Source organism: Metabacillus lacus (genome assembly GCF_009674805.1).
Taxonomy (GTDB): Bacteria; Bacillota; Bacilli; order Bacillales; family Bacillaceae; genus Metabacillus_C; species Metabacillus_C lacus.
The window spans coordinates 1-12,905 of sequence record NZ_WKKI01000072.1; the positions used below are offsets into that span (position 1 = coordinate 1).

General features: G+C 42.0%; 13 protein-coding genes, 1 pseudogene and 1 riboswitch. Of the genes and pseudogenes, 4 read left to right on the forward strand and 10 right to left on the reverse strand.

Going from position 1 to position 12,905, the window contains the following annotated elements; translation table 11 throughout:
- Window positions 1-329: 329 nt before the first annotated feature.
- The 8 genes from GJU40_RS19370 to GJU40_RS19405 all read right to left on the reverse strand — a co-directional run bounded on the left by GJU40_RS19370 (window position 330) and on the right by GJU40_RS19405 (window position 8,416).
- Window positions 330-1,148, reverse strand: coding sequence for a MetQ/NlpA family ABC transporter substrate-binding protein (locus GJU40_RS19370; RefSeq protein WP_154309701.1), 819 nt, complete (start codon window positions 1,146-1,148; stop codon window positions 330-332).
- Between the two features lie 3 nt (window positions 1,149-1,151).
- Entirely contained in the window at window positions 1,152-2,549 is a 1,398-nt protein-coding gene (locus tag GJU40_RS19375) for an LLM class flavin-dependent oxidoreductase (protein ID WP_154309712.1), read from the reverse strand.
- Between the two features lie 97 nt (window positions 2,550-2,646).
- Window positions 2,647-2,747: riboswitch (SAM riboswitch) on the reverse strand.
- A gap of 197 nt (window positions 2,748-2,944) precedes the next feature.
- Window positions 2,945-3,571: a DUF1796 family putative cysteine peptidase gene (locus tag GJU40_RS19380; RefSeq protein WP_343031638.1), complete on the reverse strand. Its 627-nt coding sequence runs from the start codon at window positions 3,569-3,571 to the stop codon at window positions 2,945-2,947.
- 116 nt (window positions 3,572-3,687) lie between these two features.
- A complete protein-coding gene (locus tag GJU40_RS19385) occupies window positions 3,688-4,605 on the reverse strand; it encodes an NAD-dependent epimerase/dehydratase family protein (protein ID WP_154309703.1) in 918 nt (305 codons plus the stop codon).
- Between the two features lie 35 nt (window positions 4,606-4,640).
- Window positions 4,641-5,609, reverse strand: a complete 969-nt coding sequence (locus GJU40_RS19390; protein ID WP_154309704.1) for a right-handed parallel beta-helix repeat-containing protein — start codon at window positions 5,607-5,609, stop codon at window positions 4,641-4,643.
- Between the two features lie 179 nt (window positions 5,610-5,788).
- Window positions 5,789-6,715, reverse strand: a complete 927-nt coding sequence (locus tag GJU40_RS19395; protein WP_170289461.1) for a hypothetical protein — start codon at window positions 6,713-6,715, stop codon at window positions 5,789-5,791.
- Window positions 6,690-7,943: a glycosyltransferase family 4 protein gene (locus tag GJU40_RS19400; protein WP_154309706.1), complete on the reverse strand. Its 1,254-nt coding sequence runs from the start codon at window positions 7,941-7,943 to the stop codon at window positions 6,690-6,692. The genes GJU40_RS19395 and GJU40_RS19400 overlap by 26 nt, the downstream gene beginning before the upstream one ends.
- A gap of 128 nt (window positions 7,944-8,071) precedes the next feature.
- Window positions 8,072-8,416, reverse strand: a complete 345-nt coding sequence (locus GJU40_RS19405) for a DUF4183 domain-containing protein (RefSeq protein WP_343031639.1) — start codon at window positions 8,414-8,416, stop codon at window positions 8,072-8,074.
- Window positions 8,417-8,597: 181 nt separating this feature from the next.
- Between GJU40_RS19405 and GJU40_RS19410 the strand changes: the two genes are divergently transcribed.
- The 3 genes from GJU40_RS19410 to GJU40_RS19420 all read left to right on the forward strand — a co-directional run bounded on the left by GJU40_RS19410 (window position 8,598) and on the right by GJU40_RS19420 (window position 10,479).
- The gene (locus GJU40_RS19410; RefSeq protein ID WP_154309707.1) at window positions 8,598-8,978 is read left to right on the forward strand and encodes a DUF4183 domain-containing protein; all 381 of its coding nucleotides are present in this window, start codon (window positions 8,598-8,600) and stop codon (window positions 8,976-8,978) included.
- A gap of 205 nt (window positions 8,979-9,183) precedes the next feature.
- Window positions 9,184-10,026, forward strand: a complete 843-nt coding sequence (locus tag GJU40_RS19415; RefSeq protein ID WP_154309708.1) for a collagen-like domain-containing protein — start codon at window positions 9,184-9,186, stop codon at window positions 10,024-10,026.
- 84 nt (window positions 10,027-10,110) lie between these two features.
- Entirely contained in the window at window positions 10,111-10,479 is a 369-nt protein-coding gene (locus GJU40_RS19420; RefSeq protein WP_154309709.1) for a hypothetical protein, read from the forward strand.
- A 54-nt stretch (window positions 10,480-10,533) separates the two neighbouring features.
- Here the strand turns inward: GJU40_RS19420 and GJU40_RS19425 are convergent, their stop codons facing one another.
- A complete protein-coding gene (locus tag GJU40_RS19425; RefSeq protein WP_154309710.1) occupies window positions 10,534-11,613 on the reverse strand; it encodes a glycosyltransferase family 4 protein in 1,080 nt (359 codons plus the stop codon).
- Between the two features lie 201 nt (window positions 11,614-11,814).
- Here GJU40_RS19425 and GJU40_RS19430 point away from each other — a divergent pair, with 201 nt between their 5' ends.
- Entirely contained in the window at window positions 11,815-12,531 is a 717-nt protein-coding gene (locus GJU40_RS19430) for a glycosyltransferase (protein WP_154309711.1), read from the forward strand.
- Between the two features lie 183 nt (window positions 12,532-12,714).
- On the opposite strand, the pseudogene GJU40_RS20875 reads toward GJU40_RS19430, so the two are convergent.
- Window positions 12,715-12,905, reverse strand: a pseudogene (locus GJU40_RS20875) (IS5/IS1182 family transposase); the annotation flags it as partial.

Here is a 12,905-nt window from a genome sequence, read left to right on the forward strand (position 1 = left end):
ATGAGCTTTTTTAAGGCTAAATAAGGGCAGCATTTCCGGTTATGCTCCTGAAAAGCCCTGATTTCATGCTGTTTTGAAGCTATAGACGGAATATCTCCGTCTATTCAGGGCTTTTTTTATGATGTTTTTCCAATAAGCGGAATTGTTCCGCCTATTTAGCAGGCGGGCTGCTCAACCAGGATCCTTCACATGTTCTATTTTACAGCCTGCTTCTGCACTTTACTTTTTGGTTTTCCATGAACATAGAAACAGGCAGAAAGAGTCATCTTTCCGCCTGTTTCTCAATAGTATAGTTAGCTGTTCGCAATGGTACAATGCCTTGCTGCTGATTAATCTGCCAGCCACTCCGGCTTATGAAAACCCTTAAAGTCCTCATCAATCACTTTTTTAAATTCTGCTGATTCCACTGCTTTCTTAATATCTTTTACATACTTCTTCTCTTTATCTTCTGTACGTATCACAATTCTGTTATGAATTTCCGGTGCCACGACATCAAGAACAAGTGCTTTCGTTAAATCCAGACCTGCTGAGATCGCAAAGTTGCCGTTCACCGCTGCAGCATCCACAGATGAAAGCGAGCGGGGAAGCTGCGCGGCCTCCATTTCTACAAATGTAAATTTTTTTGGATTTCCCTGAATATCCTTTACAGTGGCACGTAAGGGATCGATACCATCAGAAAATGTAATCAATCCTGCTTTGCTCAAAACTCCCAGGTGACGTGCCAGATTGGTCGGATCATTGGCAATGGCGATCTGGCTGCCTTCCGGGAGATCCTCCAAATTCTCCACTTTATTAGAGTAAACGCCAATCGGAGCTGTTGGTACGTCGATGACCTCAGCAAGATTCAAAGAATGTTCCTTAGCGAAGGCTTCCAGATACACTCTATGCTGAAAAAGATTAGCATCCAATGAGCCGTTGGCAAGGGAAAGGTTAGGCTGTACATAGTCATTGAATTCTTTTATTTCCACTTCATAGCCAAGCTTTTCAAGCTGCGGTTTTACGCCTTTCTCCAGCATATCGCTGTATGGGATGGTTGCCCCGAATACGAGCTTTTTCTTTTCCTCTGCACCAGCGGATTCATTTGAACCGCTGCACGCTGACAGTAAAATGGTTAAAGCAAATGCAGCAATACACAAGATTTTCTTCATCTCTTACACTCCCCTCGCCGCTATGGGCGTTTTTCTGTAAACACTGGCAGGATGGTCTTCAGGAAGCCGGCTGCTTCCGTGTTCAAACAGCTTTTCTCTCAGCGTGCCTTCTTCGTAGTCTAGCTTATATAAACCCCTCTCCTGCAAGACCGGAATGACTAAGTCAACAAATTCCTCAAGGCTGCCGGGCGTGATAAAATGGTTAACATTAAAGCCGTCCACTCCGGATGCTTCGAATTGCTTTTGAATTCCGTCTGCCACCTGTTCAGGATTTCCGACAATGACGGTCTGCCGGTCCAGCTGTTCGAGACGTGAAATGGCTTCCTTTATGGAAAGCTTTTTCCCGGCATCCTTTGTCAGCAGGGCTGCCTTGTAGTGAGCATGCTCCGTTTTTTTGTATTCAAAGGGCTGATGATATTCTTCTTCTTTAAATTCTGCCACATCATAGCCGCTCGCTCCCCCAAATTGGGCTTTTGCTGAATCAGGACTCCATAATGAGGCATATTCCAAAAATTTATCTTCCGCTTCCTGCTGAGTTCTGCCTACAATCACACTTAAAAAAGAGAAGAATTTAAGGTGCTGCGGATTCCGCCCATAAGCTTCAGCCCTTGATCTGATATCTTCAATATAGTAAGAAATTCTTTCCGGTGTAGGACCGCCAACAAAGATGCATTCCGCATGCTTTGCTGCAAATTCCCGTCCTTTTTCAGAAGTTCCTGCCTGATATAAAACCGGTGTCCTCTGGAGGGAAGGCTCGCTTAAATGAGGGCCTTCTACCGAAAAATACTCTCCTTTGTGATGAATTTCGTGCACTTTATCGGGATCAATCAGCACCCCTTTTTCCTTGTCTTCAATCACGGCTTCATCCTCCCAGCTGGATTCCCATAACTTGTAGGACACTTCAAGAAATTCATCTGCAATTTCATAACGCTCGTCATGCTTAATCATTTCCTGAAGACCGAAATTCGTTGCTGCGTTGGGAAGATAGGAGGTCACCACATTCCAGGCTATCCTGCCTTTTGTTAAATGATCCAGTGTAGAAAAGCGTCTTGCATGACCAAATGGAGGTTCATATGTAGTGCTGACAGTAACAGCAAAAGACAAATGCTTTGTCACGCTTGCCATGGCCGGTATTACGAGCATGCCGTCATTAATGGGAAATTGCAGGCCGTCTCTGATCGACGGTTTCTTGCTCTGCTGGTAAGTACCATAAAGCCCCAGTACATCTGCAAAAAAGATTGCGTCAAACTTCCCTTTCTCTAAAAGCCTTGCAATCTCAATCCAATAATCCAGATCCTTATATCTTCTCTGCCTTTTGCTGTCAGGATGCTTCCACAATCCATGGGAATTATGCATTGCACTTGTCATATCAAAAGCATTTAAAATCATTTTTTTGCTCAATTCTTCTTCATCTCCAATCTTTTTTTTCCTCTTGGACAAAACAAAAAACCTCTTCAAAAATAAGAAGAGGTTGAACATCGCCCGAACAGGACTTCTCTTCTTATCTGTCAAGCTTTACAGCTTGCTGGAATTGGCACAGTACACATGTCTGCTGCCGAGGCTTCAAAGGGCCAGTCCCTCCACCTCTCTGGATAAGAAATCTGTTATGAAATTGTAAGTATAACTTTACCAAGGTTATCATTTACCTGTCAATCATTTTTTGAAAATTTGATATAATCAATCTTTATTTTCCATTCACCGAAAGAACCTGCTTCTGGCTGCCAAACTCAAATGGAGCATTCCCCTAAAAATAAAAAAGCATAAACGAGCCTCTCAGCTGTTCATGCTGTATAAAATCAGCCCTTAAGCTGGACGCCTTCCAGCAGCTGCTTCCAAAGATGATTGTTGCCTTCCCACTTCTCCACATTAGGAAGAGTAACAGAATAGATATCCTCTACAGGCCATGATCTTTCTACAATTCCGTCAACATTGCCATGATTAACTAGCAAAATCTTAAATTCTCCTTTAACAAGCTCTGACAAAACCTCCTGCAGCTCCAGAACTTCCTCAAAGCTGCCTTCCGTTCTGACAAACAACAGCCGTTCTGCCGTCTCCATTGTATGAAGAACTCTTTGAATTCTTCGGTTATACTTGTTGATCACTTCATCATGAGAGCCAAGATATTGCAGGGTATTTTTATCAGTCCCATAGTCATGATTGCTAACCAGGCCGTAGTGATCATCAGCTACACAAATCATGGTATCTCCTGCATATCCGATAATGCGTAAATTGCCTCTGTCAAAAAAACCGGAAAATTTATTTTTCAGCAGCCTGTTCACATCAGATAGCTTTGGAGATGCCATCCAATCAAGAACTCCCGAAAAGTTTCTCAGCCCGTTTTTTTTCAGCTGAATAGATGTTAAACAAAGATCACCCAAACTGATAACAGCATCATAGCTGCCTTTTAAACCTTCCAAACTCACACTCATACAACTCCTTCATTGAGAATATCATTTATCTCTATCTATTATTAGTAAATGCTAAAACAACATGATGAGGAAAGGCACTTGCTTCAATCTAAAAAAAATGTGCCGCATCCCTAGGATTGATCGCTTACAAACACATATGTTTCTTTTAAACCTTCTAAAATATCATATTGAGGATCCCACTTTAATAGATTGCATGTATGGCTGTTTTCAAGGCAGCTATGCTTAATGTCGCCAAACCTGGCAGAGGTGTACCTTGCTTTAATACTTTCCGGGTGCAGATCCTCCAGGACCCTGACCAGATTGTTGATTGACGTGCTCTTTCCCGTACTTACATGAAGTGTTTCCTGATGACCGTTTTTCATTGCTGCAATGTTGGCAGATACAACATCCTTTACATAGATAAAATCCCTGGACTGCTCTCCATCCCCATGAATACTTAGTGGAACATTCTCTTTGAGTTTCTGCAGAAATACCGCTATCACTCCGCCTTCCCCCTTCGGCTGCTGCCTCGGTCCATATACATTGCCGTACCTCAGAATGCTGTAGTTCAAGCCGTAAAGCTGGGAAAAGACGCGAATATAGTTTTCTGCCGATAATTTTGAAAGGCCGTAATAGGATATTGGCTGAGCCGGATCTTCCGTTGATACAATTTCTGCTTGAAAATTTCCATAAACCGCTGATGTAGATGCAAAAATAATCTTTTGGACAGATGCATCCCTGCATGCCTCAAGAATATTGATGGTACCGCTGATGTTCACCTGTGCATCGTATAGAGGTTCTTTAATGGACTTAGAAACATCCGCCTGTGCAGCAAGGTGAAAAACACAATCAGGATGAATATCCATAATCGCCTTTTTGGCCTCAGGGCTGCATATGTCATATGGATAAAAGATGGCCAATGGATGAATATTGTGATGCTTGCCGCTTACCAAGTTATCAATAATGTGTACCTCAATTCCTCTGTTTACGAGCTCCTCCACAAGATGTGAGCCGATAAACCCGGCACCCCCTGTAACGACCGCTTTCATTAGCCTGCTCCTTTCCCGACTTGTTTTTTTATCCTTCATTCTTCAGTTTCCATATTCTTTTCTAAAAGAGGTTCAGTCAGAACAGCTGCAGAAAAATCAAGGTTAATAATGCTGTTTCGGCTTTCCAGAGCTGAAAGTTTCTTTGCTCCCCAGTAATTATGACGGGCCATCACAGCGCCTTTGTAGCTTTCAAAATTCAAAAGTACAGCGTAGATATTGTTTTCAATATGGTTATTTGTAAGAACCAGCCGCTTATTTTCTTTCACGACTATAGAAGTTGTAAGCTGAATGCCATAAAAATTATTCTGAATGGTGTTATCCCTGAGCAGGGTATCAGCTGTACCTCCTCCAAGGAAAACAGCAGATACCCTGCTTCCGAGAAACCGATTGCTTTCTATAATCACATGCTGAGTATTCGCCAAAACTACAGGTGCTTCGTCCACAAAATGATTTCCTGAGATAAGAAGGTTTGCATCTCTTCCTGCTGTCCCGAAATGAATAGCTGCTCCCTGTACATAATCATGTCCTGTAAAAATGTTGTTCTTGATGATTACGTTTGATATTCCTTCAAACGTGAAAATACCGTTCAGCTTGTTATCTTCAATGATATTTCCATCAATAAGCGTTTGCTCATTTCCGCTCGTTCGCAAAAAAATCCCGTTTTCATTGTCTCTGATGCAATTATTCAGTATTCTGCAGCCTGAAAAAGCTTCAGACATAATAATACCGGCTTTTTCTGCAGAGTCTATTACAGTAAGACCGTCCACTACCCCTCCATTTGAGTGGATGAAAATGCATCCGTGAATCACTGTTTCTTTCCCGTGCTCTCTTTCTCTTGCAGCACTTCCCGCTTTGGCACCCTTAAGGAAAACAGGCTTATTTAACTCTATGTTTTCAAAATAATCACCAGGAGAAAGCAGGACGGTTCCATATTCATCAACAGCATTCACTGCTTCCTGGATCCATTTAGAGCCTCCTGCTTCAGCAATCACAATTTTTGGCATCTTCTCTCTCCCTTCCTTAGCAGCTTTTCCCTTTAGTCTATGCACCTGTTGTATCTGTGCTTGGTTATTCGTTTACAATTCGGATAAATATACTTCTGACGGTTGCGGCAGCCAGCCTTTTTATAGAAGAAAGCGGAAACCTACACCGCATAAAGAAGAAACCTGCTGTTACAGCAGGTTCAGGTTATCTGTCCATTTAGTTTTGCCATAGATATCTGGGGAATTTTATATTCCTTTGGAAGAGAAAACAAAACCGTATTCCATAGAAGATCATCCACCTGCAAGCCTTTTTTAGTTGGATTAATAAATAAGTGATCATATTGTTCTTCATTAAAAAGCTTCAGCATCTGAAGAGATTCACGGCGGGGCACCTGATACTCAACAGGCAGTTTTTCCTTAATTGGATTCCAAATAATCGGTTCAACAAAAGCAGAAGTTTTCTTTGTTGAAGGATTCAGAAAGATATGGCTGTATGCATCTCCACTCATAGCATTTATAAGCAATGAGGTTTCCCTGTAAGGAATGCTGTAGTTTATCGGAAGTGCCCTCGTAATGTTTTCCCACAGCTGAGCATTCACAAATAAACCAGAGCTGCTTTTATCGTTCCTTATAAATTTCTTCGAATATTGGTCTCCTGAAAGCTGAGAGAATATCTCAAGCGAATGCTGATTCGGCAGAATATACTGTTCCGGAAGCTTGCCGGAAATGCCTCTCCACAGCGTGTTGTTCACATGAAGGTCAGGGGTGCTGACAGAATTATGGAACAAGCTGTCATAGGAATTGCTTTCCATAGGCTTCAGAAGCGCAACTGTTTCCTGGAAAGGAATGGTATAATGTTTTGGCAGGTTTTCTTGTATTCCATTCCATAATTCCCCTTGAACAAAAAGATTTGGGGCAGAAGCAGGTTTGTGAAACAGGGAATCGTATTGATCAGCTCCTGCAATTCTCTTCAAGAAGACGTTAGAGGCTGTTTCCCCCCTATTTGCAGCTGCTGCTAAAGAATGACCAGGGACTTCATCCTGCGAGAAATATTTTTTGTAGTAGAATTTGAAGGAAGAATACATACTCTTTGAAAGTTCCTTAACTCTGTTGAGGATTTTGCTCATCTTGAAGTACCTTCTTCCGTTTTGCAATTGCATCCTTATAAACGTCCATTAACCCTTTCACCCCGCGTTTAATGGACCAGTGTGACAATCCCCAATTTTTCGCATTGGTACCAAGGGTTTTGCGGAGCCTGCCGTTATCAAGCAGCTCATACAGATGCTCTGAAAGTCTGGCCGGGTTACCGGCTGGCGTAATAATTCCGGTTACTCCATGTTCAACCATTTCAGGAAGCCCGCCTGCATCCGACACAATCACAGCTTTGGCTGCCAGCTGTGCTTCAATAACTGATAGAGGCTGATTTTCAAGCAGGCTCGGCAGTACATATATATCAGAGTTGGCCAGCAAGTAAGGAACATCCTTTCTGCTCCCAAAGAAGAGAACCTGATCCTCCAGACCAAGTTTGTTTCTCTGCAGAATCATTTCTTCCTTACTGTCTCCGTCACCAACGATCCAGCATACCCAATCATCCCGTTTTTCCTTTAAGTCCTTTAGGGCAAACAATAAATCATGTACACCCTTCAACGGCACCAGCCTTCCGGAATAGATAATGACTTTTTTATCCTTTGGCAGAACAATTTTGGAAGGGATTCTAGTTCTTTTCAGGAAAGATTCTGTATCAAATCCATAATGAAGCACCTTAATCTGATCTCCCGCTACGCCAAATTCATCTGTCAGAATATTTTTAAGCCAGTTGTTTGCGACAATCGTCGTCTCTGCTGAAGTCGCTCCAAGATGTTCGAGCTCGTCATAGTATGCTCTTGCCATAAAGGCGTTTGGCGTATTATGAATTGTGGCAATTTGATGCCTGATTTCATGGGCAACTGATCCATGAAGTGTGGCAACAAGCGGTGTTTCTTTAGGACGTACCCGATTCAAACATGCAGCGGAAATGACATCCTGGGTATGAATGATATCGTATTGATCTATTCCAAGATAAACAGCTCCCAGTTCATAACAATACCTTTGAAATTCCGTATATTCGACAAGTTTATTAGCATAAATTCCCGGATAGTTTTCAGGAGTAATTTTAGCCTGAAGTAAAGGAAGCAGTTTATCTTTTTCAATTCTTTGATCCTTATTTACTTTATGGATAAAAGTGTTGTCTTCTCCATATCCGAGCAAATCCACCTCATGCCCAAGCGACTCAAGGTTTTCCTTGAGCTGCACCATATAATTCCATACTCCTCCCAAGTGCGGAACTGTCCAATAAGTGGCAAGCAATATTTTCATATGACATCTCCTCTAAAATTAGTGGTTATATCATAACTTTATTGTGGGACTTCCTCTCTTGTATAGACACATGTCTATAAAAGCAGTTATTTTTATATGTAACTGATTACCACCATGCGGGCAGTAATCTAGAAAGTAACCATCTGCAAAATAATCGGAGTTCCGTCCGGAGGCACATCATCTGTTTTCAGAATCAGCTTTCCTTCACTTACTTCATAATTTGTTTTCGGCTGAAGAATGCCATTGATAAATAAATTGATATAGGAAGCCTTTGCAGGATCTCCAATGCTGCCGTTTCCATCGCCTTCTATTCCATCTTCAACGGTATAAATCTTACTTTCACCTTTAGCAATTGCAAAATATTCCTCTGAATGAACCTGTCTGGGCTGAGACCTGCGAATTTCCTGCACGGGCAAAACCGGAAAAAAAAGCTTAGGAGAGTCTGTTTTCCCTTTCGTTCTGTTATGTTTCACTCCTATTCCCTCCGATTTCAAATTAGGTAAATACCTATAAGCATTATATAGAGGAAAACGGGAAATGTGTTTTTGTTTTTCCTGGGCATTTGTCTCATATTTCAGGTTTGTTTTGTCCATCATTCGCCCTTTTTTTTCAGCTACATATGTTGTAAATGTGAACAAAAAGGGAGGAACATTCATGTCTCGAAAAATTATAAAGCTTGCTGTTACTTCAGACACTCAAGTTTCTGTAGTACCATCGATCTCTTGTTTTTTTCATGAAATAACGGAGAATCTCCATCAAGGTACCGATTTTAAAATTGAAGCATCTCAGTTCCTTGATGATTCTGGAAAAAATGCAGAATCACTGCCTCATTTAAACCCTAACAATAGTTACTTTAACGTGTATGTGAACGGCATTGTCCAAATGGCTGATAATTTTGCCTACACTGCCGGAGAAGGGGATATCGGCAACTTAATCATTTCTGTCCCGGAGGAGTCATTTATTCCAGCAGGTACTCCGGTTATTATCGAAGTTGTCAATTTTAAGCCCGTAATCCATACTACTTACGGTACTTAATAATGAGAATGAACGATTCAGCAATGGGAAGAATTCCATTGCTGTTTTTTTAATCTACTAAAAGAATTAAAAATCCATACTTATATACAGGTTTGCCCCAATCACTTTCTCCTTACGCTACATAGAATAGAACGAACAATTGATGCGGTGCTATCTCTATTAATCTATTGTTCACTAATATTTTAAGAGAAAGGGGATTGAATGAATGGCTGTTTTATCCACAGGACCTATTGAAAACAGTCCGGTCGGGGGAATAAGGCCGACTCAGACAATCACAGTTAAGTATGAAAACACAGATCCAGCTAATTCTTCTGACGTTCTTGTGGAAGGATATGTTCTGGACGGCAGCAGAGTTTTATATGTTCTGGAAGCTTTTACAATTGCACCCAACCAGGTTATAACCAGAAATTATTTTGCTAACCTGGACGGATTTGATTTTCAGTTCACAACAAGTGGTGCTGCAGCGGAAAGTATTGACATTTCCGTATGGGGTAGAAATGCTTCTGGACAACTTGTAGCTGCCCATCGAATTCTGGCTTCTGAACTGCTTGGTGCAGTAGAAGGAGCTACTGGACCTGCCGGAGCTACTGGTCCTACTGGACCTGCCGGTGATACTGGAGCTACTGGACCTGCCGGCGACACTGGGGCTACTGGACCTGCTGGCGCTACTGGCGACACTGGAGCCACTGGACCTGCCGGTGATACTGGGGCTACTGGACCTGCTGGCGACACTGGAGCCACTGGACCTGCCGGTGATACTGGAGCTACTGGGCCTACTGGCGACACTGGAGCCACGGGACCTGCCGGCGACACTGGGCCTACTGGACCTGCTGGCGACACTGGAGCCACTGGACCTGCCGGCGACACTGGACCCACTGGACCTGCTGGCGACACTGGGCCTACTGGACCTGCTGGCGACACTGGGCCTACTGGACCTGCTGGCGACACTGGGCCTACTGGTCCTACTGGACCTACGGGTGACACTGGACCGGCTGGCGACACTGGTCCTACTGGACCTACGGGTGACACTGGACCCACTGGAGCTTAATTTCACTAGTATAATGTAAAACCTAAGCCCTCATATTGTAGATCTTTTTTACAAATGGGGGCCTTTATAAAGGAGGGTATAACATTGGCAAGATTTACAACTGGACCTATTTTTAATCCGGCTGTGGCAGGAGTTAGAAATACACAAACGTTGACAGTTTTAATTGACAACCAGAATGCTTCACAGTCTTCCTCAGTTTTAATTGAAGGATATTTCTTAAATGGGACAAGAACCCTGTACGTTCAGGAGTTAGTTCAGCTTGCGCCGAATCAAGTAGTAAGAAGAAATTACTTTGCTGCTTTTGAAGGTTATGAATTCGTATTTAACACATCTGGCCCAGCAGCAGACAATATTGAAATTTCAGCATGGGGCAAAAATGCAGCAGGCGAACTTGTTACTGCACATCGTGTTGTAGCTGAAGAGCTTGTGGAAGATGAACTATTAAGTCTGTAAATAATGAAAGAAACACCCTGTTACTCAGCAGGGTGTTTTTAAGGGACGGACTAGTTAGTTGGAGTCTTCATTACATGATTTTACCATTTCGAAGAAATCCTCAGCATATTGTGCTGGACTGAATGCAGTTTGAATATGCTGATACGCCTTTTCCCTAATGCTTTTTCTTAGTGAAGCGTTGCTCATCAGCTCAACTGACTCTTTTACAGCTTCATCAATGTTCCCAAGGGTATAATATTTTCCTGTTGTATTATGGATAACTGATAAGGAAACACCATCAGAATGTGTTGACAATACCGGGCAGTAACAGCTCATTGCTTCTACAATGGCGTAACCGAACCCCTCTACTTTAGAGGTAGAACAAAGAAATCCTCCAGAATCTCCAATTCGGGAAAAATGCTTATTCATCTCCCTATGCGGAATGTTGGAATGAACAGTTAACTGCTGCTGAATTCCAAGCTGAACAACCAGACTTTGGAATGCAGCTCTCTCAGCTGGAGACGAAAGAGTATGATCCTCATACATCCAGAGTTGAAGATTTCTGTTATATTCGTTGATCAGCCTGTGTCCAATCAGTAAAAACTCGCGCCAGTTTTTATTATCCTCCAGTCTGCCAATCCATGCTGCAACTGGAGAAGAAGGAGCACTTCCCACTTGGTATTGAAATGAAGTTTCATCAAAGCAATTATTAATAATGTATGTCGGGGTAGCAGGATAAAGTTCTTTTAGCAGCTCAATAATGTGAGGAGTTTTTGAACTCAAGATCCCACTTCCATAACCAGCCACATAGGGCTGTGCGCTTAACAGCTGATGGCGCGCCTGTTCCATTGAACCAAGTCCCTGTATTTCCAGGATGACAGGTCCCTGATAGCCCCAGCTGCGTAATTTCGGCATAAACAGGTAATCTGACGTGACGATAACAGCTGCATAATTTTTTCTCAGAATGAACTCCTGAATTTCAGCATCATTTGCTGTAATTAGCACCTCCGCTCCATGATCATTCACAAGTTCACGTTCTTTTCTGTAATAAAGAAAGTCAGGGTGAATTCCTCTCTTTTGTAATGCTGAAGATCTTTGGCGGTTAAGCGTTTCAACTCCTCCGCTCGGTAAATAATAAACAAATAGTATGTTCATAGGTACTGCTCCTTTCCGGACACTTGGATACTTATTGGTATGCCGCCAATCGGAACTCCATAGTTTTGAAGATTTTTAGATTAAGAAAGTTTGTAAAGATCAGCTATGTCTTACTGGTAAACAAAGATTTTCCTAGTACAAAATTACTTTCCAACACATAGTGTATGAAGCGGGGAATAAAAGAATTCAAGGAGGTTGCTCATGTTTCCCAAAGTTTCAATCATTATCCCTTTTTATAATTGTTCATATGTACAGCAGGCTGTCGAAAGTGCGCTGAATCAAACATATCCTAATATAGAAGTTATTGTTGTAGATGACGGATCGTTTAAACATGCATATAAGCTAAGGCCTTATTTGAAAGACATTACCTATGTTAGAAAAGCAAACGGAGGAACAGCAACTGCTTTAAATCTTGGCATTTCAAGAGCAAAGGGAGACTATATTGCCTGGCTCAGTTCCGATGACTATTTTCTTCCTGAAAAAATTGAACGGCAAATGGCATTTATGAAGGAAAGAAATGCAGACTTCAGTTTTACAAATTATCATTATATAGATAAAGATGAGAATATTCTTATTCCATGGTGCGGCAAAAGATTTACAAACGACTATAGAGAAGTTTATCTCTATTTCCTTCAAGGAAATCCTGTAAATGGATGTACCATTTTAGTGAAGAAAAGTATTCTTGAAGAGGTCGGAGAGTTTGATCCATCCTGCAGATATACACATGATTACGACATGTGGTTCCGTTTGCTTCTTTCCGGCTGCCATATGCATTATTTAGATGAAGTACTCATTCATTTTCGTACACATGAAGAAGCTGGTACATCAAAATTTCAGCCGCAGATTCAAGAAGAAATACTGATGCTTGAGACTAAATACCGTCCTTTGCTTGGACCTTATATTCTTGGACTTTATTAACAGAAATTTGCCTGGGACTGCGTCCCAGGCCTTATTGTAATAAGAAAAAGCTCCACAGCAGTGGAGCTCAGCTTGTGGAGAAAGGTACTATATGTTTCTTCCACAAGCTTTTTTATTCTTTGTAATTTCTCTTTTTTCATCGATCTACACATTTTTTGATTTAAAAAGCTCAGATCGCCACTATTATCCTAGCTTGGCTAGGTGTGTGGCGATCTTTTTCATATTCTGGCACGCTGCGGTGAGTAACACTTGCTCACTCGCATTGGGTAATCCCCGTAACCGGCAATAGCGAAGCCCATAAAGCATTTTTCCGGAGAGGGAGAGTCTGTTTAGACGCACCTTCTCTTTGTATTCTTCCCACACATGGCGGGTTA

Excerpts from the sequence above, each read along its gene's own strand:
- GJU40_RS19385 (WP_154309703.1), bottom strand. The coding sequence starts at position 4,605 with ATGAAAGCGGTCGTTACAGGGGGTGCCGGGTTTATCGGCTCACATCTT.
- GJU40_RS19425 (WP_154309710.1), bottom strand. The coding sequence starts at position 11,613 with ATGAACATACTATTTGTTTATTATTTACCGAGCGGAGGAGTTGAAACG.
- GJU40_RS19390 (WP_154309704.1), bottom strand. The coding sequence starts at position 5,609 with ATGCCAAAAATTGTGATTGCTGAAGCAGGAGGCTCTAAATGGATCCAG.
- GJU40_RS19415 (WP_154309708.1), top strand. The coding sequence starts at position 9,184 with ATGGCTGTTTTATCCACAGGACCTATTGAAAACAGTCCGGTCGGGGGA.
- GJU40_RS19410 (WP_154309707.1), top strand. The coding sequence starts at position 8,598 with ATGTCTCGAAAAATTATAAAGCTTGCTGTTACTTCAGACACTCAAGTT.
- GJU40_RS19400 (WP_154309706.1), bottom strand. The coding sequence starts at position 7,943 with ATGAAAATATTGCTTGCCACTTATTGGACAGTTCCGCACTTGGGAGGA.
- GJU40_RS19370 (WP_154309701.1), bottom strand. The coding sequence starts at position 1,148 with ATGAAGAAAATCTTGTGTATTGCTGCATTTGCTTTAACCATTTTACTG.
- GJU40_RS19395 (WP_170289461.1), bottom strand. The coding sequence starts at position 6,715 with ATGAGCAAAATCCTCAACAGAGTTAAGGAACTTTCAAAGAGTATGTAT.
- GJU40_RS19430 (WP_154309711.1), top strand. The coding sequence starts at position 11,815 with ATGTTTCCCAAAGTTTCAATCATTATCCCTTTTTATAATTGTTCATAT.